At 46.6% G+C, this 21,107-nt stretch carries 18 protein-coding genes; 14 read left to right on the top strand and 4 right to left on the bottom strand.

The window, feature by feature from the left end; genetic code table 11:
• Positions 1-126 precede the first annotated feature (126 nt).
• From FLM48_RS12750 to FLM48_RS12710, 9 genes are all read left to right on the top strand, one after another.
• Positions 127-1,317, top strand: coding sequence for an acetyl-CoA C-acyltransferase (locus FLM48_RS12750; RefSeq protein WP_179024884.1), 1,191 nt, complete (start codon positions 127-129; stop codon positions 1,315-1,317).
• 149 nt (positions 1,318-1,466) lie between these two features.
• Positions 1,467-2,972: a CoA-acylating methylmalonate-semialdehyde dehydrogenase gene (locus tag FLM48_RS12745; RefSeq protein WP_028772421.1), complete on the top strand. Its 1,506-nt coding sequence runs from the start codon at positions 1,467-1,469 to the stop codon at positions 2,970-2,972.
• 118 nt (positions 2,973-3,090) lie between these two features.
• Positions 3,091-4,248 (top strand): acyl-CoA dehydrogenase family protein, encoded by a 1,158-nt coding sequence (locus tag FLM48_RS12740; protein WP_179024883.1) that lies wholly within the window; start codon positions 3,091-3,093, stop codon positions 4,246-4,248.
• 14 nt (positions 4,249-4,262) lie between these two features.
• The gene (locus tag FLM48_RS12735) at positions 4,263-5,036 is read left to right on the top strand and encodes an enoyl-CoA hydratase (RefSeq protein ID WP_028772419.1); all 774 of its coding nucleotides are present in this window, start codon (positions 4,263-4,265) and stop codon (positions 5,034-5,036) included.
• Positions 5,021-6,160 (top strand): enoyl-CoA hydratase/isomerase family protein, encoded by a 1,140-nt coding sequence (locus FLM48_RS12730; RefSeq protein WP_256870933.1) that lies wholly within the window; start codon positions 5,021-5,023, stop codon positions 6,158-6,160. The genes FLM48_RS12735 and FLM48_RS12730 overlap by 16 nt, the downstream gene beginning before the upstream one ends.
• Before the next feature lie 33 nt (positions 6,161-6,193).
• A complete protein-coding gene (gene mmsB, locus FLM48_RS12725; RefSeq protein WP_179024881.1) occupies positions 6,194-7,093 on the top strand; it encodes a 3-hydroxyisobutyrate dehydrogenase in 900 nt (299 codons plus the stop codon).
• Between the two features lie 4 nt (positions 7,094-7,097).
• A complete protein-coding gene (locus FLM48_RS12720; RefSeq protein WP_179024880.1) occupies positions 7,098-7,856 on the top strand; it encodes an SDR family oxidoreductase in 759 nt (252 codons plus the stop codon).
• A 141-nt stretch (positions 7,857-7,997) separates the two neighbouring features.
• Positions 7,998-8,222 carry a hypothetical protein gene (locus FLM48_RS22775; RefSeq protein WP_179024879.1) on the top strand — a complete coding sequence of 75 codons (225 nt, stop codon included), beginning with the start codon at positions 7,998-8,000 and terminating at the stop codon, positions 8,220-8,222.
• A gap of 5 nt (positions 8,223-8,227) precedes the next feature.
• A complete protein-coding gene (locus tag FLM48_RS12710; protein WP_179024878.1) occupies positions 8,228-10,246 on the top strand; it encodes a prolyl oligopeptidase family serine peptidase in 2,019 nt (672 codons plus the stop codon).
• A gap of 16 nt (positions 10,247-10,262) precedes the next feature.
• Here the strand turns inward: FLM48_RS12710 and cueR are convergent, their stop codons facing one another.
• The gene (gene cueR / locus FLM48_RS12705) at positions 10,263-10,661 is read right to left on the bottom strand and encodes a Cu(I)-responsive transcriptional regulator (RefSeq protein WP_028772413.1); all 399 of its coding nucleotides are present in this window, start codon (positions 10,659-10,661) and stop codon (positions 10,263-10,265) included.
• Positions 10,662-10,771: 110 nt separating this feature from the next.
• Between cueR and FLM48_RS12700 the strand changes: the two genes are divergently transcribed.
• A complete protein-coding gene (locus tag FLM48_RS12700; protein WP_179024877.1) occupies positions 10,772-13,003 on the top strand; it encodes a heavy metal translocating P-type ATPase in 2,232 nt (743 codons plus the stop codon).
• 284 nt (positions 13,004-13,287) lie between these two features.
• Positions 13,288-14,883 carry an ABC-F family ATPase gene (locus FLM48_RS12695; protein WP_084632477.1) on the top strand — a complete coding sequence of 532 codons (1,596 nt, stop codon included), beginning with the start codon at positions 13,288-13,290 and terminating at the stop codon, positions 14,881-14,883.
• Between the two features lie 83 nt (positions 14,884-14,966).
• Here FLM48_RS12695 and FLM48_RS12690 read toward each other — a convergent pair whose 3' ends face one another.
• On the bottom strand, positions 14,967-15,557 hold the full coding sequence (locus FLM48_RS12690; RefSeq protein WP_179024876.1) for a carboxymuconolactone decarboxylase family protein: 591 nt from the start codon (positions 15,555-15,557) through the stop codon (positions 14,967-14,969).
• A 110-nt stretch (positions 15,558-15,667) separates the two neighbouring features.
• Between FLM48_RS12690 and FLM48_RS12685 the strand changes: the two genes are divergently transcribed.
• Positions 15,668-16,267, top strand: a complete 600-nt coding sequence (locus tag FLM48_RS12685; protein WP_028772409.1) for a MarR family transcriptional regulator — start codon at positions 15,668-15,670, stop codon at positions 16,265-16,267.
• Positions 16,268-16,274: 7 nt separating this feature from the next.
• On the opposite strand, the gene FLM48_RS12680 is transcribed toward FLM48_RS12685, so the two are convergent.
• Positions 16,275-16,904, bottom strand: coding sequence for a YceI family protein (locus FLM48_RS12680; protein WP_179024875.1), 630 nt, complete (start codon positions 16,902-16,904; stop codon positions 16,275-16,277).
• Positions 16,905-16,965: 61 nt separating this feature from the next.
• The gene (locus FLM48_RS12675) at positions 16,966-18,192 is read right to left on the bottom strand and encodes a DUF418 domain-containing protein (protein WP_256870929.1); all 1,227 of its coding nucleotides are present in this window, start codon (positions 18,190-18,192) and stop codon (positions 16,966-16,968) included.
• A gap of 794 nt (positions 18,193-18,986) precedes the next feature.
• Here FLM48_RS12675 and FLM48_RS12670 point away from each other — a divergent pair.
• On the top strand, positions 18,987-20,141 hold the full coding sequence (locus tag FLM48_RS12670) for a DUF1624 domain-containing protein (protein ID WP_372846858.1): 1,155 nt from the start codon (positions 18,987-18,989) through the stop codon (positions 20,139-20,141).
• A 401-nt stretch (positions 20,142-20,542) separates the two neighbouring features.
• On the top strand, positions 20,543-21,106 hold the full coding sequence (locus FLM48_RS12665) for an SCO family protein (RefSeq protein WP_179024874.1): 564 nt from the start codon (positions 20,543-20,545) through the stop codon (positions 21,104-21,106).
• The last annotated feature ends 1 nt before the right edge of the window (position 21,107 follow it).

Raw genomic sequence — 21,107 nt, 5'->3', positions numbered from 1 at the left:
CTTTTACTAATTGCAAAACAATACTTGCTTTACGTTCGCGTAAACGTCAGAGTGCTATTATTTGATGCAGATCACATTCATACATGTGCTGCCTAACGAATAAATTCTGTCAGTTTGGAGTGAATCATGACAAGCGAAAATCGAGATCAAGATATTGTAATTGTAGCGGCGAAACGTACACCTATGGGTGGCTTTCAAGGTGCATTGTCAAGTGTCGCTTCTCCAGTGTTAGCATCTACCGCAGTACAAGCCGTGATGCATGACACAGGTGTCAATGGCGCCGATGTCGATGAGCTGTTAATGGGTTGCGTATTGCCTGCAGGGCTTGGTCAAGCGCCTGCACGTCAAGCAGCGTTAGGCGCAGAACTGCCGTTGTCAGTAGGCGCAACTACGGTGAATAAAGTCTGTGGTTCAGGCATGAAAACAGTGATGCTTGCACATGATCTAATTAAGGCTGACAGTGCGCAAATTGTGCTTGCCGGTGGAATGGAAAATATGAGTCAAGCTCCGTACTTGCTCGATAAAGCCCGCGGTGGCATGCGCATGGGGCACGGCAAAGTGCTCGATCATATGTTTCTTGACGGCCTAGAAGATGCGTACACCGGCGGCGCCATGGGAACGTTTGCACAGAAAACCGCAGATGATTTCAATTTAACTCGTGAGCAAATGGATCAATTTGCACTTAACTCATTACAAAAAGCCAATAGCGCCATTGAAACTGGTGCATTCGATGCAGAAATCGCACCTGTGACAGTCAGCTCACGTCGCGGTGATACCGTGGTCGACACTGATGAGCAACCGGGTAATGCACGTCCTGACAAAATTCCGAGTTTACGACCTGCTTTCGCTAAAGATGGCACGATCACAGCTGCCAACTCAAGCTCCATCTCTGATGGCGCTGCAGTATTGATGTTAATGCGTCGCGACGAAGCGGCTAAACGTGGGCTCGCGGTTATGGCGACGATCAAAGGTCATGCTACTCATGCTCAAGAGCCTTCAATGTTCACTACCGCTCCTGTGGGCGCCATGAACAAGTTATTAGCAAAAGTGGCTTGGCAAACACAAGATGTGGATCTATTCGAAATTAACGAAGCTTTTGCCATGGTCACCATGTTGGCAATCTCTGAGCTTGGATTGGATGAAGATAAAGTCAACATCTATGGCGGCGCCTGTGCATTGGGTCATCCAATTGGCTGCTCTGGCGCACGTGTTTTAGTCACCCTTATTCATGCACTTAAGGCCAAAGGCCTCAGCCGTGGTGTCGCCTCTCTTTGTATTGGTGGTGGCGAAGCAACCGCGATGGCAATCGAAGTTTAAAAAGTTAAGCCCACAATAACACTTTGTGGGCCTATTTTTTGCGCAATATTAGCGACAGCAATAAGCCGTAACTCATCAATAAAATAATAAAGCGGCATCAACAAGCACTAATACTGATGGATAGTCAGTGTTAGTAAAAAGGAAGCAACATGACGACTCAAGTTAAACATTACATCGATGGTGAATTTGTCACCGGTCAAGGTAACAAGCAGATCACAGTCACCAATCCGGCCGACAATCAGCCTATTGCCCAAATTAATGCTGCAACTGTTGCTGAAGTTGAGCAAGCCGTAGCCAGTGCGAAGCAGGCTTTCGCAAGTTGGAAAGAAGTGGCGGTATCCGAACGTGCCCGAGTCATGTTTCGCTACCAGCATCTACTTAAAGCTCATCATGATGAAATTGCGACCATTTTAGCAAAAGAAACCGGTAAAACTTTTGAAGATGCTAAGGGTGATGTTTGGCGTGGAATTGAGGTGGCGGAGCACGCGTGTAATATCGCTACGCTATTAATGGGTGAAACCGTCGAGAACGTTGCTCGTGGAATTGATACCTACAGCTACACGCAGCCATTAGGTGTTTGCGCGGGGATCACCCCATTTAATTTCCCTGCGATGATTCCGTTATGGATGTTCCCTTTGGCCATTGCCTGCGGTAACACCTTTGTGCTTAAACCATCAGAGCAAGATCCAATGACGCCGCAACGTTTGGTTGAATTGTTCGAAGAAGCGGGCGCGCCAAAAGGTGTGCTGCAACTGGTGCATGGTGATAAAGAAGCGGTCGATACCTTACTCTCTCATCGTGATATCAAAGCTATCTCATTTGTTGGCTCTGTGGGCGTCGGTCAGTACATCTATAAAACGGCTACCGACAACTTAAAGCGTTGCCAAGCATTTGCCGGTGCTAAGAATCACTGTGTGATCATGCCAGATGCTGACAAACAGCAAGTGATAAATAACTTAGTGGGTGCATCTGTGGGGGCTGCGGGTCAGCGTTGTATGGCCTTGTCTGTGGCGGTGTTTGTTGGCGAAGCGAAAGCATGGATCCCTGAACTAAAAGAGGCGCTAGCTAAAGTCAAACCAGGACTGTGGGACGATGCGCAGGCGGGTTACGGTCCGTTAATTAGTCCTGCCGCTAAAGCTCGGGTATTGGCTTTAATTGAAGAAGGTAAACAGCAAGGGGCAAACTGCTTACTGGATGGCTCAGATTATACCGTGGCAGGCCATGAGGAAGGTAACTGGATTGGCCCCACTATGTTCAGTGGCGTGACTACCGATATGAGTATCTATCAGCAAGAGATTTTTGGTCCGGTGCTGTGCACCATGGAAACAGACAGCCTTGAAGAAGCCATTGAGATTGTCAATAACAGTCCGTATGGCAACGGCACCTCAATTTTCACTGCTAGCGGCGCTGCTGCACGTAAATACCAACATGAAATTGAAGTGGGCCAGGTCGGTATTAATGTGCCGATCCCTGTGCCACTGCCTTTCTTCTCGTTCACTGGTTGGAAGGGAAGTTTTTATGGCGACCAACATGCCTATGGCAAGCAGGCTGTGCGCTTTTACACCGAAACAAAAACCATTACCTCACGTTGGTTTGAGTCACAAATTGGTGATGCAGAGCAAACAGCACCGAATATGACCATTGCCTTAAAATAACCATTAAACCTAGACAATTGGGGCCGACTCAACCTCGGCCCGTATTCACAAGCAACAGCACCACAAACTAAATAAAGGCTGACAAAAGCCTACTAAAGGTGCAATAGGAGTTCGCGGTATGGATTTCAACCTCAATGAAGATCAACGTCAATTTGCCGAGCTAGCCGCTCAGTTTGCCACCGATGAGTTAGCCCCGTTTGCAGCCCAATGGGATGAGCAACACCACTTTCCTAAAGACGTGATTCAAAAAGCTGGTGAGCTGGGTTTCTGCTCGCTGTACTCACCAGAGTCTGAAGGCGGCATGGGCCTATCTCGCCTTGATGCGTCTATCATTTTTGAGCAACTTGCTATGGGTTGTACTGCCACCACAGCGATGTTAACTATCCATAACATGGCAACTTGGATGGTCACCAGCTTTGGCAGCGAGACACTGCGTGGCCAGTGGTCTGAAGATCTCACCAGCGGCGCAAAGCTCGCTTCATACTGTTTAACTGAAGCTGGCGCCGGCAGTGATGCAGCATCACTGAAAACTAAAGCCGTGCGCGATGGTGATGATTACCTTATTTCTGGCGCGAAAATGTTTATCTCTGGTGCCGGTGATACCGAAATGCTCGTGGTGATGTGCCGTACGGGTGAAGCAGGCCCTAAAGGCATTTCAGCCATTGCGGTACCTGCTGATAGTGCCGGTATTAGTTACGGTAAAGCAGAAGATAAAATGGGCTGGAATGCGCAGCCAACCCGCGAGATCACCTTTGAAAATGTTCGCGTCCCCGTGAGTAACCTGTTGGGTGAAGAGGGGCAAGGCTTTACCTTTGCCATGAAAGGGTTAGATGGTGGCCGCATTAATATTGCCACCTGTTCAATCGGTACCGCCCAAGCGGCGCTTGAACGCGCGACTCAGTATATGAATGAGCGCAAACAGTTTGGCAAACCGATTGCGGCATTCCAAGCATTGCAATTCAAACTCGCCGATATGGCAACTGAATTGGTTGCGGCAAGGCAGATGGTGCGTTTAGCCGCCTTTAAATTGGATGAGCAAGACCCAGAAGCAACCGCATATTGTGCGATGGCCAAGCGATTTGCAACTGATGTCGGTTTTAGTGTTTGTGATAATGCGCTGCAACTACATGGTGGTTATGGTTACATACGTGAATATCCACTAGAGCGTCACTTTAGAGATGTACGTGTGCACCAGATTTTAGAAGGCACTAATGAGATCATGCGTCTGATTATCGCCCGTCGTTTACTGGATGAAACAGCCAGCCAAATTCTATAACAGGGAGTCGTCAAATGAATGGATTGTTAGAGCAACGTATTGGACACACTGCGGTCATTACTATGAGCAATCCGCCAGCTAATACGTGGACGGCGGAATCATTACAGGCATTAAAGCAGCGTGTTGAACAGCTCAATGACGATGCTGACGTTTACGCACTAGTGTTAACGGGTGAAGGCGAAAAGTTCTTCTCTGCTGGTGCCGATTTGAAACTGTTTGCTGATGGCGACAAAGGTAACGCAGCATCAATGGCAAAGTATTTTGGCGAGGCTTTTGAAGCGTTGTCAGCTTTTCGTGGTGTGTCGATTGCCGCGATTAATGGGTATGCCATGGGTGGCGGATTAGAGGTTGCATTAGCTTGTGATATCCGACTGTGCGAAACCCAGGCAGTGATGGCCTTGCCTGAAGCTACCGTCGGTTTACTACCTTGTGCAGGTGGCACCCAAAACCTCACTGCGCTGGTCGGTGAAGGCTGGACGAAACGGATGATTTTGTGCGGCGAGCGCATTAAGTCACAACAAGCGCTACAAATTGGCTTAGTTGAAGAGGTAGTGGCAACAGCAACGGCACTTGATAGCGCTATTGCACTGGCGGAGAAAGTGGCTAATCAAAGCCCATCGAGTGTGACTGTATGTAAGCAACTTATCCAAGCGGGTCGCCAAATGCCACGCCAACAAGCCTTACCACTTGAACGAGAGCTATTTGTTGGTTTATTCGATACCCTAGATCAAAAAGAGGGTGTGAATGCCTTTTTAGAAAAGCGTCAAGCAAAATGGAAGAACTGCTAATGAAACCTGCCACCAATGATGTGATTTTTCAAACCTTAGGTACCATTTCAGGCCAACAGATCGGCGTAGTGACTCTCAATATCGAGAAAGCGCTTAACGCATTGAACCTGGATATGGTGCAAGCGATGTTAGCCCAGCTAACTCAATGGCAAAGTGATGACAATATCGCTATGGTCGTGCTTGATGGCAGCGGTGAAAAAGCCTTCTGTGCTGGTGGTGATGTAAGAGCCTTATATCAGGCATCTATCGACACGCCGGGGGAGGTCACCGAGGCGGCACAAACCTTTTTTGAGCAAGAGTACCGATTAGATTACTTGCTGCATACCTATGATAAACCCGTATTAGTTTGGGCCGATGGTATCGTCATGGGCGGTGGCGTCGGACTGATGGCCGGTGCGAGTCATCGCGTGGTGACAGAGCATTCACGGATTGCCATGCCAGAGGTAACAATAGGATTATATCCTGATGTGGGCGGCAGTTATTTCCTCAATACCATGCCGGGTAAATCAGGGCTGTTTTTAGGGTTAACCGCGTACAACATGTCTGGCAGTGACGCCTATTATGTTGGGCTAGGTAATCACTATCTCAATCGTGATGATAAACATGCGCTATTGGAAGCACTCAGTAGCATCGACTGGGTGGCGTCTGCTGAGAGTAATCACCAAAAGCTGGATCAATTGTTGGAAGCCATAACTGGACGTTGTCAAATCCCGATGGCCGACAGTGTATTAGCACTGCACCAGCAAGAGATTGATGCGCTAATGGCCGGTTCTGTGGCTGAAATTGCCGCTAGATTTGCAGACCTCAGTACTGATGAAAAATGGCTATCACGTGCTGTAGCGACCTTTAAAGCGGGCAGCCCAATAAGTCAGGCGTTGATTTATGCCCAGGCCAACTTGACTGAGATGAGTCTGGCTGAGGCATTCCAGTTTGAGTTGGGATTGAGCGTACAATGTTGTGCCATTGGCGATTTTGCTGAAGGCGTACGCGCGTTATTGATTGATAAAGACCGTAATCCGCAGTGGTTATTTCCCCAAGTCGAGCGTATTGAACCGAGTGTGTTAAGCCAACTACTTGCTTCGCCATGGGATGAGCAAACTCACCCGTTAGCTGACTTAGCTTAAAGCTGGCCCAAAGCCAACAAAGGAGACAACAACATGACAACAGTAGCTTTCATTGGATTGGGCAATATGGGCGGCCCCATGGCGCTTAATTTGCTTAAAGCCGGCAAAACGGTAAAAGTGTTTGATTTGGTCCCAGAAGCGATGAATCAACTGGCACAGCAAGGTGCATTAACCGCCAGCAGTGCTTGCGGCGCAGCTGCGGGTGCCGATGTCGTGGTAACCATGTTGCCGGCAGGCAAACATGTGCGTGGGCTGTACATGGGAGATACTGATAATAAGGGGATTATTGATGTCGTCGCTAACGATACCCTGCTTATCGACTGCTCAACCATTGATGCCGATAGCGCAAAAACAGTGGCACAGGCTGCCAGTGATAAAGGGCTAGATTTCATTGATGCGCCAGTATCTGGTGGGACTGCGGGCGCAGCAGCGGGCACATTAACCTTTATTTGCGGTGGCAGCGATAATGCTTATGAGCGTGCCCACGGGGTATTGTCAGATATGGGAGCCAATATTTTTCATGCTGGTGGCCCGGGTGCGGGGCAGGTGGCAAAGATCTGCAATAATATGTTGTTGTCAGTATTGATGGTGGCCACCAGTGAATCTATTCAGATGGGCATGGACCACGGATTAGATCCCAGCGTGTTATCTGAAATCATGAAGGTCAGTAGTGGTGGTAATTGGACGCTAAATAAATATAATCCTTGTCCAGATGTAATGGAAAATGTGCCTTCATCGAATGATTATCAGGGCGGATTTATGGTTGATTTGATGGTCAAAGACTTAGGACTATCTCAGGAAGCCGCATTGCAATCTCAGTCTAGTACGCCAATGGGGGCATTAGCGCGCAGTTTATATGTTAATCACGCGCGCCAAGGCAATGGCAAACGAGATTTCTCAAGTATTTTTGAACAGTTTAATAAAAAAGGGTAAGCAGATGGATGTAAAAGATAAAGTCGTTGTCATAACAGGCGGTGCTGGTGGACTCGGCTTTGCCATGGCGCGTGAATTTGCTGCTCAAGGGGCGAAACTGGCTTTGATTGATGTTGATCAAGACAAGTTAGAACGCGCTTGTGCTGATATTGGTGACTCGACGGAAGTGCAAGGCTACGCTTTTGATATTACTGATGAAGAAGATGTGGTTGCTGGTTTTAAATTTATTTTGGAAGACTTTGGTCAAGTCAACGTATTGGTGAACAACGCCGGTATTTTATACGATGGCATGTTAGTTAAAGCCAAAGAAGGCAAAGTGACTGACCGTATGTCGTTTGAGCAGTTCCAAGCGGTGATCAATGTCAACCTAACCGGTTCATTCTTGTGTGGCCGTGAAGCAGCAGCTGCGATGATTGAGTCGGATCAAGCTGGGGTGATTGTGAATATTTCAAGCTTAGCGAAAGCGGGTAATATTGGTCAGACTAACTACTCAGCGTCTAAAGCTGGTGTTGCCGCCATGTCTGTGGGTTGGGCCAAAGAGCTTGCCCGCTATAATATTCGCAGTGCCGCAGTTGCACCGGGTGTGATTGAAACAGAAATGACTGCTGCTATGAAGCCTGAAGCGCTAGCACGTTTAGAGAAAATGGTGCCAGTGGGTCGATTAGGTCAAGCAGAAGAGATAGCATCAACCGTGCGTTTTATTGTTGAAAACGACTATGTTAATGGTCGCGTGTTTGAAATTGATGGCGGTATCCGCATCTAATCTCGACCTAGAAGCGTTAAAAAGCGGGCATAAGCCCGCTTTTTTGTTTTTGGCTGTGGCACAATGAACCTTGATTTAACAAATGCCAATAAATAAGTGATAATTATCACAATAAAGACATATTTGAAGGTAAGTAATACGATGGCGTGGTTTGATCGCATAACCAAAACAATGATGTTGGTTGTGGGGGTTATGGGGTTAGTAGTGATATATGGTGGCTTCTTCTATCTGTTGTTTAGCGGCAGAAACGTGGCCGCGATTAACTGGCTGTTCTTGTTGTGCCCCTGGGCCTGTATCTATTTTGGATTGACCCCCAAACAACAATCTGATGTGCATGCATGGTTTAAACGCAAGTGGACAAGGTGAATTAAATGAGTTTTTGCAGGTATGCGGTGATCTTGCTAATTGCTTTGCTCGGTCTAACGGCTTGCGAACCTCATTCTGATGAGTTTGAAATTGACGCCCACAGCGGCTTAAAAGTGGCCAGTTATGGCAGTTGGCCTTCGCCTATCAATGCAAGCGATGTCTATGACTTAGCCGATGAGTTTGGTGAATTACAGAGCATTGATGATGCGCTGTACTTTGTACAATCAGATGCTCAGTTTGGTGGTGGTTATGGTATTTATCGCCTCAGTGAGGCGGGTATCACCAATGTGGTTGACGCTCAGTTTAATGTTCAATCTACGGTACATGAGCACGGTGGCTCGCCATTTGTGGGTATTGGTAATACCTTATTTGCTTCTAAAGCCGACGATCAGCGCCTCTACCGCATTGCCCCAAATCAGCCGCCTTTTCCTCTTACGCCTTTGGGAACCCGGCACGCGGATTGTGTTGGTGTTGATAAAGGCACCCAATTAATTTGTATTCGTGAAGATCACCGCGATCCCAATGACGTCATCGCTACCATTGAAGCGATTAACCTCAATTTTGCCGATGAAGGCACCACACTGGTAAGCGGCGGGGATTTTTACTCTTCACTGCGCATTTCGCCCAATGGTAAAAAACTCGTCTGGCTTAGCTGGCAGCAACCTAATATGCCTTGGGATAACACCACACTGTGGATGGCTGACGTTGATGCCAAAGGGGGCGTCAATAACATTCGTCAGCTTGCCACACAACACCAAGGTGCGATATCTCAGCCAATGTTCAGCCCGCAAAATGAGCTCTACTTTGTGGCTGATTTTGATAACTGGTGGAATATTTATCATTTAAGTGACAATGGCGAGCTGAAGCAAATTTTAGATATGGATGCCGAATTTGCCGTGCCTGATTGGCAGTTTGGCAATCATAATTACGCCTTCGAGTCTGCCAACGCCATCATTGCCAGTTACGTCACTCAGGGCCGTGCTGAACTGATCCGTATTTTCCTTGATACAGGGATCACTGAATCGATTGCCGTTGATTTTGGCGAGATATCTCAAGTGGTCAGTGCGGCCGGAGAGGTGATGTTTGTTGGCCACAAAGTGACGCCAGAGCAGGGGATTTACCGCGTCAATGGTCCAGGGATTGAGCTAATTTATACTCCTGAATTACCCATGCTTGATCCACGTTTTGTTTCCCGTGCGCAACATGTTGATTTTAGAACCGGCGAGGGCAGTCAAGCCTATGGTTATTTTTATCCGCCAGTAAACCCCAATTTTGTCGCCCCCAATGATACGCGTCCTCCATTGCTGGTGCTGTTACATGATGGCCCCACTAAACGCGCCAGTTTACGCTTTCGCCGCGATATTCAATTCTGGACAAGCCGTGGCTTTGCAGTGATGGATCTTAATTATCGTGGCAGTTCAGGGTTTGGTCGCGCTTATCGCGAAAGCTTGTATGGTCAGTGGGGCATTGCCGATGTTGAAGACACGGTGAGAGTGGCTGGCCATTTAGTCAACAAAGGTTGGGTTGACGGTACTCAACTGGCAATACGCGGCAGCGGAGCGGGTGGCTATACGGTGTTGTCGGCATTGGCTTTTTATAACACTTTTAAAGCGGGCGTGGCGTATTCGGCCATTAGTGATTTAGAGGCGTTAAGTCAGCGAACGACCAAGTTTGAAAAGGGTTACCTTGCCCAATTGATTGGCCATGACATTAAGACCGCTGAAGCGTATCGCGAGCGCTCGCCAATGTCGCACCTCTCACAGGTACAAGAGCCACTACTGCAGATCCAAGGATCAAATGACCCTCTTGCCCCGGCCGTGCGTGCTGATGCAATTTATCAGTCATTGAAGCAACGTGGCGTACCGACCGCGCTGATCACTTATCAAAATGAAGGTCATGGATTAAAGCAGCCCAAGCATAAGGTCGAAGCATTGCGGGCTGAATTATCTTTTTATGGTCAGGTTTTTGGTTTTAAACCGGCAGGTAAAGGCATTGAGCTGAAAATAGATAATTTGGACGACTGACACGTTTTGCAATTATCTATTTAACCCCATTATCTTGTTTAAGGCCCGCGAGTATCGCACAGTCGGGCTGCTCGCCACCTTGGCAGTCTTCAATCAATCGTGCTAGTTGGCCACGTAAGTCTTGCAATTGGCTTATTCGGTTGTCGATATCATCAAGGTGATGTGCGGCAAGGGCTTTAACATCAGCGGCTTTACGGTGGTGATTATTCTGCAAATCGAGTAGGGCTTTGCAATCCTCTAAGGTAAACCCGAGTGCGCGGCTTTGTTGGATGAAGCTCAGCGCCTCAATAGACTGCGGACTATACTCTCGATAGCCATTGTCTCCTCGTTGGCCGACAACAAGACCAATATCATGGTAATAGCGGATTGTTTTGACAGACAGTCCGACCCGTTTTGCCACTTCGCCTATCTTCATCGCGACTCCTGTTTAGCAGATTTAATATTTTTTCAAATTTGGCTTTGACTCTCCCCTTATGGGAGACATTACCCTTAGTTGTATCAAGACACAAATTAGGATGTAGGCTAATGACTAATCTAATTTTATATGTACCTAAAATGAGTTGTGCAAGCTGCGTAGCAAAAATTGAAAACGCGTTTAACCAAGCAAGCACAGCGCACAAAGCGATAAAAGCCACTGTTAACTTGGCAGACAAGCAGGTGATAGTTGCGGGCAATATGGCCGCCAACGATGCAATGGCCCTGATTGCTAGCGTTGGGTACGACAGTGAGCCAGTTATCGATGCCGCGGCTGCAGTGCAGCAAAAAAACAGTGATGAGCATAAAGAGTATCGAGTGCGCTTATTACAGGCCATTGTGGGCTTAGGCCTAGGTATACCCTTGATGTTGTGGGGCTTGTTGGGTGGTGAGGTGAGCGTCAATAACTCGCAGCAGCAAATGGCTTGGGGTGTGGTTGGTGCCGTCAGCTTACTGATCATGCTGCTGACAGGGCGTCACTTTTATCAGGGAATGTGGCGAGCCATTAAAGCTAAGAGTGCCAATATGGATACCCTCATCGCCCTAGGTACTAGCGCCGCTTGGATATACTCGATGATGGTGGTTATCGCACCGCAATGGTTCCCAGCCGATACGCGCCATGTCTATTTTGAGGCCAGCGTCATGATACTGGGGTTAATTAATTTAGGCCATGCGTTGGAGCTGCGTGCCCGCGGTAAAACCAGTCAAGCAGTACAACGCTTGCTTGGGCTGCAGGTGACCACCGCCATCAGACTGACCGATGACGGTGATGAGCAAGTACAGATTTCTGAGCTGCAAGTCGGTGACATTTTACGCCTACGGCCTGGAGATAGAGTGGCACTTGATGGTGAAGTGCTATCAGGGCAGAGCTTAATCAATGAGTCGATGCTTACCGGCGAGCCGATTGCAGTCAACAAGGCCATTGGTGATACAGTCAATGCCGGCACAGTGAATGGCAACGGTGTGTTGACCTACCGCGCGACGGCGGGGGCGCAAGATACTAAGTTAGCGAAGATTATTCAGTTGGTGCAGCAGGCACAAACATCGAAAATGCCCATCGGTCGCTTAACGGATAAAATTTCCGCCTATTTTGTCCCCGCAGTGGTCGTGATTGCGCTAATTGCATCTCTGCTTTGGTATTTAACCGGGCCAGCACCGGCGTTATCTCACGCACTGGTGGTGTTAACGAGTGTGTTAATTATCGCTTGTCCGTGTGCGCTGGGCTTAGCCACACCGCTGTCGATTATGGTGTCAGTTGGCCGAGCCGCACAAATGGGGGTGTTGGTACGTAATGGCGAAGCGTTGCAAACCGCTAGTAAGGTCACCACTGTGGTACTAGATAAAACCGGTACCTTGACGATGGGGGCGCCCAAAGTTACTGAGTTGGTAATGTTGCAGCAGCTTGATGAATTAGATTTATTGAGCGATATCGCCAGCTTAGAGCAACATTCACAGCACCCATTAGCTGATGCCATTATTGACAAAGCCAAGGCGGAAGGTGTTGCACTTATCGAACCGCAATCTTTCACTAATGTGGTTGGTAAAGGCATTATCGGTACCGTGAATGACAGCCAGTACAGTATCGGCAATGCCAGTTTGATGCAGCAAGTGGGCGTTACCAATTTAGCGGACGTGCATCAGCGAGCTGAGCAGTTTGCGTTGTTAGCGCAAACACCAGTGTTTGTGGCTCGCGAGTTGCAGCTTATTGCCATTATCGCCATTGCAGATCCAATCAAACCAGATGCCAAGCAGGCGGTGCAAAAGATGCATCAAGCCGGACTCAACGTCATATTGCTAAGTGGCGATAATCAGCAAACCGCAGAAGCTGTGGCAAAGCAATTGGCCATCACCTCAGTGTTAGCTGAGGTATTGCCAGAAGATAAGCAAATGCATGTTAAACAGCTGCAGCAGCAAGGCGAAATTGTGGCGATGGTGGGCGATGGTATTAATGATGCTCCCGCACTTATGAGCGCTGATGTTGGCATTGCGATGGGCAGCGGCACAGAAGTGGCCATAGAAAGTGCTGATTTTACCTTGCTGTCATCGCGTCTAATGGTCATTGCAGAGACACTGTTGTTGGCCAAAGCCAGCATGCGCAATATCAAGCAAAATCTATTTGGTGCGTTTATTTACAACACCTTAGGTATTCCCGTTGCTGCGGGGTTGCTGTTTCCGTTTACCGGGATGCTACTCAGTCCGGTGGTAGCCGGTGCGGCGATGGCGCTGTCTTCGCTTACCGTGGTGAGCAATGCCAACCGCCTAAGAAGCGTGAAGCTAGGCTAAAAAACGATCACGGCTAATGGCTTAAATGTGTCATTAGCCGCGGCGGATTTATGGAGATAATTATCTTGCTAAGATTCAGTGAATTGTCGGCTAAAGCGACTATTGTCAGTTGATAAATTAACCTGAAATGCTATAGTGTCGCGCTTATTTTTGAGGGTTTGATGCGATAGCGCGTCAACCATCGACTAGTCTTAGGGTGTTGGCTTAACACTTAGCCGCCTATTACTAGTTTTTGTTTTATCTATGATTAACTTAATCATATAACCAAGAGCGAAATTTTCACATTGATTACTACAGCTAACATTACCATGCAGTTTGGCTCTAAGCCGCTGTTTGAGAACATTTCAGTTAAATTTGGCGGCGGTAACCGTTACGGTCTTATCGGCGCAAACGGCTGCGGTAAGTCTACCTTTATGAAAATCTTGGGTGGCGAATTAGAACCGACTTCAGGCAACGTGTCATTGGATGTCAATGAGCGCCTAGGTAAGTTGAGCCAGAACCAGTTTGGCTATGAAGAGTACAACGTGGTTGATACCGTCATCATGGGCCACACTGAACTTTGGAAAGTGAAACAAGAGCGTGACCGCATTTATTCTTTGCCAGAAATGAGCGAAGAGGACGGCATTAAAGTGGCTGAGCTGGAAATGGAATTTGCCGAGATGGACGGGTACACCGCAGAATCTCGTGCCGGTGAACTGCTATTAGGTGTCGGTATTCCCCTAGAGCAACATTTCGGGCTAATGAGCGAGATTGCCCCAGGCTTTAAACTCCGAGTGCTGCTTGCGCAGGCGCTATTTAGTGATCCAGATGTGTTACTGCTGGATGAGCCTACCAACAACTTGGACATCGATACCATTCGTTGGCTACAAGAGATGTTGAATCAGCGTAACAGCACCATGATCATCATCTCGCACGATAGATATTTCTTAAACTCTGTGTGTACCCACATGGCAGATTTAGACTATGGTGAACTGCGTGTTTATCCTGGCAACTATGACGAGTACATGATGGCTGCTACACAGGCCAGAGAACGTCTGTTGTCAGACAATGCCAAGAAAAAAGCACAGATTGCCGAGCTGCAGGGCTTTGTGGCGCGATTCTCTGCTAACGCATCTAAAGCTAAGCAAGCGACTTCTCGTGCTAAGCAAATTGACAAGATCAAACTTGATGAAGTTAAAGCATCTAGCCGCGTCAATCCGTTCATTCGTTTTGAGCAAGAGAAGAAATTGTTCCGTAATGCGCTGGTTGTTGAAGAGCTCACTAAAGGCTTCGATGAAGGCCCGCTGTTTAGCAATTTCAATATGATTGCTGAAGTTGGTGAGCGAATCGCGGTATTGGGTGAAAACGGTGTGGGTAAAACTACCATGCTACGTACCCTAATCCATGATTTGGCCCAAGATAGCGGTACGATTCAGTGGTCAGAGAACTCATCTATTGGTTACTACGCTCAGGATCATGAAGCAGACTTTGCCAATGATATGACCTTGTTCGACTGGATGAGTCAGTGGCGTAAACCTGAAGATGACGATCAATCGGTACGGGGTTACCTAGGCCGTATGCTGTTTAGTTCAGACGACATTAAAAAGTCGGTCAAAGTGCTATCTGGTGGTGAAAAAGGCCGTATGTTATTTGGTAAGTTGATCATGCAAAAGCCGAATATTTTGGTGATGGATGAACCGACTAACCACTTAGATATGGAATCGATTGAATCATTAAACAACGCGTTAGAGATGTACGAAGGCACATTGATTTTCGTCAGTCATGACCGCGCGTTTGTATCTTCATTAGCAACACGAGTCATTGAAATCTCAGATAAAGGTGTCAATGACTTTAAAGGCAGTTATGAAGAGTTCCTTAAAAGTAAAGGTGTTGAAGAGTAACCTTCAACAACTGCTGTTAAGATAGACAAAACCGAACCCTAAATTTGATTTAGGGTTCGGTTTTTTTATGGTGTAAATTACGCTTATTGGTGCTTACTGACTTGCCAGCCGTTGTGTTTAAGATGCGCTTCACCTGCGCTAATTGCTCCCTCTTCGAGTGTGGTTGCCATCGAGTCGTTCCAACGATTTAGATAACCAAACAGTGAGATCACCCCGAGAATTTCTACAATCTCGCCTTCATCCCAGTATTCGTTCATTGCTTGGCTAATGCTGGCATCCACAGCATTAGGGACGCTAGATGCAGCAAGAGCAAACTCAAATGCGGCTTTTTCAGCAGAGGTAAACAGATCGCTCTGCCTAAATTGCCAAATATTGTTCAGTCTGCCATCACTGCCGCCGTACCGTTTAGCGGCAAGGATTGTGTGTGCTTCGCAGTAGCGACAACCGGTATTGGCGCTGGTGATATAACCGATTAAGCGTTTAAGCTCAGCGGTCACTCGGCCATGATTTTCCATAACGGCCTTATTGAGGTTGATAAACGAGCGGGCAATGGCAGGGCGGATCTGCATTGTCAGGACACTGTTAGGGCAAAACCCTAAAGTTTCGTTAAAAAACTTCGCCAGCTCAGCGACTTCTGCATTTGCATCTTGAGTTAGGGGGTTAACTAGCGCCATAATATTCCTCAATGTTGTTTAAGTTATGTTGCATATGCAACATAACTTAGCGCAATGTTCAGGGTGTTGTCTAATTATTCAGCGTAAAAAGCATTCCACAGGGAACAAGTATGACCACTAATCAGCGTCAAGGCGCGTTTCAATTAGCTATCAATGATGAGGAACTGTTTGATTTATATCAGCATATTCCTTATAGAGTGGCCATAACCAGTAATCTACTGGCAATTGATCGAGATGCTAAAATTGGTCAGCAGACGCAGTTACAAACACGCGAGATAAGGGTGTTACTCAATGTTGGCAGTTACGGTCCCATTAATGCGGCCGATGTTGCGTATCAGTCTCGGCTGGATCCATACTCAGTTAATCGCGCCATCAACAGCTTATTGCAAGCTGGATATATCGAAGCGGCATCCAGTGCAGATAAACAGCGCAGTAAACCCGTTCAAATAACTGCGGCGGGGCAGTTGATATATGACAAAGTTGTACTGCATATGCAGCAACGACAAACCCAGTTGATGCAGGGGATCACAGCACAGGAACAAGCGCAGTTGCTGCAGCTGTTAGAAAAGTTAGAGCTCAATGCCGAGCAGATGTTGGCAAACCATGTACAGCAGGCGCAGTTGCAAGGGCAAACGGTTACTCGGGATCAAAAAGAGTTGCTGCGTTGGCAACAGCGAACCGAGAAAATGCTAACTGACACTGATGGGTAAGCCGGCTTTAGTCGCGATTTTTCAAAAATTCAGCATAGATTTCAATGGTGACTTCATCACCCACCATAGGGACATAACTGCCCATATCAAAATCAGAACGCTTGATGGTGCCAGTGGCGCTAAAACCTAAGGTGTATTTACCTGTCATCCAATTATCTGCTCCACCGTGAAAGGTGGCGTTAAAGCTAACAGGCTTGCTGATCCCACGAAAGGTCAATTGGCCATTAAAACTAAATTGACTGGCTGTTATAGGGGTCACGCTGTCACTGACAAATACCGCTTGTGGATATTGATTAACATTAAGCCAATTGCCGCCGCGTAAAGTCTCTTCTAGTTTAGCGTTATTGATATCAATGGAGCTCATATCTACCACGGCCGACAACTTAGCTTGGGCCATGTTTTGGGGGGTAAAATCTAAACTGGCGTCAAATTGATTGAATCGACCGACATAAGTCGACAAGCCTAAATGGCCTATTTTAAACAATAATCGACCATGATTTGGGTCGAGCTGATACTCACCTTGCTGCAGCTCAGGCAACTGTGGCTCAACATCCGGTGTCACCCAGCTGATACAAGCCGTTAAACATAGGCTTAGCATGATAAAAATTGGGGGTTTGATAACACGCCTTGTATTCATCTATGTTTGCTCAATTTTGTTTGTTTATTTGTTAATCCAGGTAAAACCCGCGATGCTAGGCTCATGTAGTGGATTTGCCTTGCAGCTTGGTTTTCTGGCTGAGCCTACGTAACAAGTACTCTAAAGGTCCTTGTTTGAAGTAGTTAAAATACACGCAGGCGAAGCCAATTTGTACCAAGGTATATATCACAGCAACTAGCATGTAATGCCAACGATTAAAGCTTAGCTGCCAGTCAGGCATCCAATGACGAAATAGCATAATGCCTACTATTGATTGAAGAATATATAAGCTTAGCGATAACTTACCGACTTGCTGCAGCCATGTTAGGTAATGGTGCCGGTTTTGGCATAGTTTTATGAGCACATGTATATAAATCAGTGCCATAGGAATCGCCCCTAACATCATAAATAGGTTAGCTAATTCTTGTAATACGGCAGATGAGCTAAAACCAAGTAGGGTATCTATCAGCGCTAACAGGCAAGATAGTATCAACATCAAAAGCAACTGGCTGGTGGAAAATCCGTTGACGAAGTGGCCACGTTTATACAAGGCAATGCCGATCAGCATCAGTGCGCCGTTGTACCACAGCAGGGTAAGTGGAATGACTAATGCCATGTAAGCCATCATGACTGCTTGGGCTTGCAGTTGATCGCTATATGACCCCGTCCAAATGGTTAGCTGCTCTAAAAATAGTTCAGAGCCGCGGTAATAGCCATCAGATTCTATCGTAATGGAGACTAGAGCGATGACGGCAAAAGCAATCACAATAAACAGAGTGGCTTTGCGGAACAATTGCTCAGGTTGATAATCGATATAACAAAGCGCCAGCAGTCCGCAAAGGCCGTAAGTTAACAAAATATCACCAGAAAAAATCAGTAGGCCATGCGCCAAGCCAAACACGATTAACCAGCGCAGTCTGCTCTTTACTTGTGCTATGGAGCGTCGCTCATCCAGTTCAATTCGTTGGCATTGGATATAAAGGCCGACCCCAAAAAGTAGGCTAAATAAACTGATAAACCGTCCTTCGACCAAAAAGTTACTTAGTACTTCGACAATCACATCGCTTGCAATTTGTGGCTGATGCGGCGCGTAGCCATAGAAATTATTGCCCATGAAATAGATATTCATGAAAAAGATGCCTAACAAGGCAAAACCACGAATTGCATCTAGATTGGCTGAGCGCTGGGTAGGATCTTGTGCGTGAGGTTCGGTCGCTAAGCTTGTCGTAGGGCGAGTGGTTGGTAAAGGTGCTTGGGGTGGCTTGGTTAATCCTGTGGGGTTAGTCATTCGTTGTCCATAACAAAGGTTCTGAAAATTCAATTTATTAACGCTATCAAGGTATTACAGATTAGATTTTATTACTAGAGCCAATGAGCTAACTTCATGTTGCCAGCGCAGCGTATTTGGCCGCTATTAAACGTTGCAGAACATGGCTGAGGCATTGAGTTAATTATCAGCCGCTTGCCAAGGGGCTGGCATGTTCCTTAACACCATTAGCTGCGGTTTTTGCTAGTTCCACAATTACATTTTTAGTTTGATTAACCTATACTCGTGGCCTTTGTTTAAGCGGGCTCACAATAGGTGAGCAAAATAGGTGAGCAGTGGTGACGAGGTTAGCGCGATATCGACGGAGCATATCATTGTGGTTGTTGGCCATAATGGTGTTTGTTTCAGTTGTGTCTGCTGCCCATAGCATTACTCATGTTGCGCAGCATAGTAGTGATTCATTAGTCACCTGCACGTTATGTGTTCACAAATATCAACAGCAGTTAGGCTTATCCTATCAGCCACTGCAGTTGATTAGCGTAAACTCTTTTACGGTTTATCTCAGCCCAAGTCATCATTTATTTAATGATGTTTACACCACCTTTTACCTTAGTCGGGCGCCGCCGGTTAGCTGCTGAAACGTTTATATTTAACGTTATCTTTCCAATTTGAGCCTATTTTTCACCGCATGTTGTTCGGCTATCAAGTCAATGACATTGGGGAGTAGGCATAGGCTTGCCAGCTGCTTTTTGCAACCATAAGACGGGTGCGCTGGCATAGCTTTCAGTAGTATATTGACCAAGAGATTATAATTAATGAATGCTATGAGCCCTTCGGTGCTTAAAAAGCGTATTGATAGTATCGATATCATGCGCGGAATCGTCATGTTGATCATGTTGTTAGATCACGTGAGAGAGCGATTTTTCTATCATCAGCAAGTGAGCGATCCTATGACGCTCGATACAACCAGTACCGAGCTGTTTGTTAGTCGGCTTGCTGCGCATTTTTGCGCGCCGGTGTTTGTGTTTTTAACCGGGGTATCAGCTTGGTTATATAGTCACCCTCTGCATGGCGCCCCGCGTTCGGCGCGAAGTTTCCTAATCAAACGTGGCCTGTTTTTAATTGCCTTAGAATGCACTGTGATTACATTCCAGTGGATGGGGAATTATCAGATGATTTGGTTGCAAGTTATTTGGGCGATCGGTGTCAGCATGTTGGCGTTAGCTGCACTCATTTCGTTGCCAAGAACTTGGTTGGCGGCAATCGGCATTGCTATTGTGTTTGGCCATAATCTGCTGACTCCCATTACTTTTGCACCTGATGAATGGGGCTACACCCTATGGGCGATACTGCATGAACGTGGCAATATTCTGCCCAATGATCTTATCGGCATTCGCGCCAGTTATCCGGTTTTACCTTGGATAGGTGTGATTTTATTGGGTTATGTGTTGGGGCCCATTTACAGCGCCAGTTTTGATGATAAACAGCGCCACCGATGGTTAATCGGCTTAGGGTTATTGTGTTTTGTGTTGTTTGCCATATTACGCGGGCTGAACATCTATGGTGAAACCTTAGATTGGCAACAGGGCGAAAGTTTATCGATGACAATTAAATCGATATTCAACTTAACTAAATACCCGCCATCATTAGCCTTTTTACTGTTTACTCTTGGCGGAATGCTACTGTGCTTAAGAGCGTTAGAGTCGGTTAAACCGCAAACTGGAAAAGTATTGTCGACTTTCGGCTCAGCGCCGATGTTCTTTTATATTGTCCACCTTTATCTGCTACTCGTCTTGTATCAACTAGCGCTAAATTTATGCGGTCCTAACTATGGAGAGCTCTATGCCTTCAGCAGTATGAGCTACGTTTGGTTGATGACCATAGTGTTGGCAGTGTTGCTGTATTTTCCTACAAAGCGCTTTAGTCAGTACAAGCACCAAAGCAAACAAGCCTGGATAAAGTACTTATAGCACTTGGCAGTAGCTCTTAACACTAGCTCTTAACACTAGCTCTTAACATTAGCTCTTGGAGATGATGCTGTTGTTACTACCTGGGCATTTGTCGCTGGCACTATGGCGCGTAGCTATAGCAGCAGTAACGCTAACGATTGCTGGTTAATACATTTAGCAACTAGCTATAATTTATCGGCAATAGGCATTTATTGATAAAAAGGGGCGAATATCATTTTGCCCCTTTTTCTTACTCTTAAGTTGCTATTGGGTGAACTTGACTGCGTACTGTTTTAGGCTGTGGATTGCTGCCAATTGTCTATACTGGTTTTAATCAGGGTAATATGTAGAGTAAGACGCGGTTGTTTAAGTCAAAAATGCAATTTATTGCAGCTTCAGTGATAATTTTTACGGCTGTTATTTTGGCCCCCGTACTCATGTGGGCTAGCCAATGGCTCGTTTCTGACGAGTCAACTGCACAATATGGTATCAATGGTGAGTTTTTAGCGCCGCTGGCGTTTGAATGGCAAGACAGCCAGTTAAACCATCGCTCGTTTCCCTTTACTCAACCCACTTATACTTATCTGTTCGCCGGATTCTTAAGCTGCTCTGAAATTTGTCCTATTCGTATCAAACAGTTGCATCAGCTTGAGTCTGTAATTGCTGAAGATGATGATCTAAAAACGCTGGCGGTGACATTCTTATTTATCACTATTGATCCAAACAATGACACGCCAGAAATTCGCCAGCAGGTCATTGATGCGCAGTCTCCCCGTTTCATTAGTGCTGAGCTGGATGAAACAACACTTTATCGCTTGTCATCACACCTTACCGAAAACTTTTCATCGTTCAGTACTACCCGCAATCACATTGGTAAGCTATTTTTAATTAAGCCAAATGGAACCATTGGCCGTATTTACTCCGCTGAAAAGTTATCGACCGACAAGATGTTAGCCGAATTGAAGCACTTAATTATCTCCAATTAAG

Origin of the sequence: Shewanella sp. Scap07 (assembly GCF_013394145.1) — a bacterium.
GTDB classification, from domain to species: Bacteria; Pseudomonadota; Gammaproteobacteria; order Enterobacterales; family Shewanellaceae; genus Shewanella; species Shewanella waksmanii.
This window is presented reverse-complemented; position numbering and strand designations above follow the sequence as displayed.